Source organism: Moorena sp. SIO3I6, from assembly GCF_010672095.1.
In genome coordinates this window covers 1-1,698 of the sequence record NZ_JAAHHU010001087.1, presented here as the reverse complement: position 1 = coordinate 1,698, position 1,698 = coordinate 1, and the positions used below count along the sequence as shown (strand labels likewise).

The window sequence follows — 1,698 nt, the reverse complement described above, 5'->3', positions numbered from 1 at the left end:
GGGGTGGCCTAGTTGTCCGCTTCCTTCCGATCTATAAACAATATACAAAAAATACAACCTCGCTATATATTTTTTCTCCATTGGTCTTGGAAAGTACCCGATGAGTTAATCAACAACTACGAGTGCATCTGTTTCCATATGACCGATGTGCCCTATGGCAGAGGAGGCAGTCCACTTCAGAACCTGATTATTCGGGGACATGAGTCAACTAAACTGACTGCCCTCAGAATGACCCAGGACTTTGACGCAGGTCCAGTGTACTTAAAAGAAGATCTGTGCTTAGCCGGAAATGCTGAAGAAATTTATATCCGAGCCACTCATCTTTCAGCAAAAATGATTGGACGCATTATCCAGGAACAGCCTGAGCCTCTACCTCAAACTGGAGAAGTTACCAACTTTAAGCGCCGTAAACCTGCTGAGAGCGAGATTCCCCAAGTACCATCCCTGCAAAATTTACACGACTTTATTCGCATGTTAGATGCAGAGGGATATCCAAAAGCCTTTATTGAACATCAAGGCTTTCGCTACGAGTTCAGTCGAGCTGCTCTTTATGATGGTCGTATTGTAGCCGATGTCAATATCACTCCAGTAAAGGAGCCCCATGCATGAACGTATTAGTTGTTGCAGCCCATCCGGATGATGAAGTATTGGGCTGTGGTGCAACCATTGCCAAGCACGGGAAGCAGGGCGATGTGGTTCATAGTTTGATTCTGGCTGAGGGGGCTACCAGCCGAGCTTCCAATCGCGATCGCTCACAATGGAAATCTCAACTTTCGGCATTAGCTGTGGCTGCTCACAAGGCCAGTGAAATTTTAGGCGCAGCCTCTGTCACGCTCGATAATTTTGCTGATAATCGCATGGATGGTTGTGAACTGTTGGATGTGATTAAGGTGGTTGAACAAGCCATTGACCAATATCAGCCAGAGGTCGTTTATACCCACCATAGCGGTGATGTCAATATTGATCACCGCCGCATTCATGAAGCCGTGATTACCGCCTGCCGTCCTGTCCCTGGACATCCAGTCAAATCACTCCTATTTTTTGAAATACCTTCCAGTACCGAATGGCAACCCCCTGGCTCTGCCCCCATCTTTGCACCTAACTGGTTTGTAGATGTAACTGAAACCCTGAACCTCAAGCTCAAAGCCCTAGAAGCCTATCAGTCTGAAATGCGTCCCTGGCCTCATCCCCGTTCATTACAAGCGGTTGAACATTTAGCCCGTTGGCGGGGAGCAAGCGTAGGTGTTGAAGCGGCTGAAGCCTTTATTGTAGGAAGACAGTTAGTGATGTGAGTCATGCTATGAAAGAAATCGCGATCTCTAAGAGCTGATTTGTAAACTCGCTGTAATCCTTGTAGGATAAGGCTTGGGCTAAACTAGAACAATTGAACTATTTAATACCCAAAAGACAATCATAGCAAGGTTTTCAGCATTCTTAATATTTACTTGACAAATTAGCTCTAATAAAGTTATAAGTCCGGCAAATCCCCTATTTGTAATAGCCGAAATGTCCGGCAACCACAATCAATCCCTTGAGCGTGCCCTAGAAATCGTCGAAGCAGCAGCTAAAACTGGCGCTCATGGTCTAAAAATTCAGACTTACACCGCCGACACCATGACCTTGGACCTTGACGAAGGCGAGTTTTTCATCAATGACCCCAACAGCCTTTGGAAAGGAAACTCACTGTACAAGCTATAC

Annotated in this window: 2 protein-coding genes and 1 pseudogene; all 3 read left to right on the top strand. The window is 45.9% G+C overall.

Going from position 1 to position 1,698, the window contains the following annotated elements; translation table 11 throughout:
- The first annotated feature begins 138 nt into the window (after positions 1 to 138).
- A complete protein-coding gene (locus F6K49_RS46405; protein ID WP_293109209.1) occupies positions 139 to 609 on the top strand; it encodes a hypothetical protein in 471 nt (156 codons plus the stop codon).
- Complete coding sequence (locus tag F6K49_RS46400; protein WP_293109207.1) at positions 606 to 1,292, top strand: PIG-L deacetylase family protein; 687 nt, start codon at positions 606 to 608, stop codon at positions 1,290 to 1,292. The genes F6K49_RS46405 and F6K49_RS46400 overlap by 4 nt, the downstream gene beginning before the upstream one ends.
- Before the next feature lie 214 nt (positions 1,293 to 1,506).
- A pseudogene (locus tag F6K49_RS46395) lies at positions 1,507 to 1,698 on the top strand (pseudaminic acid synthase); the annotation flags it as partial.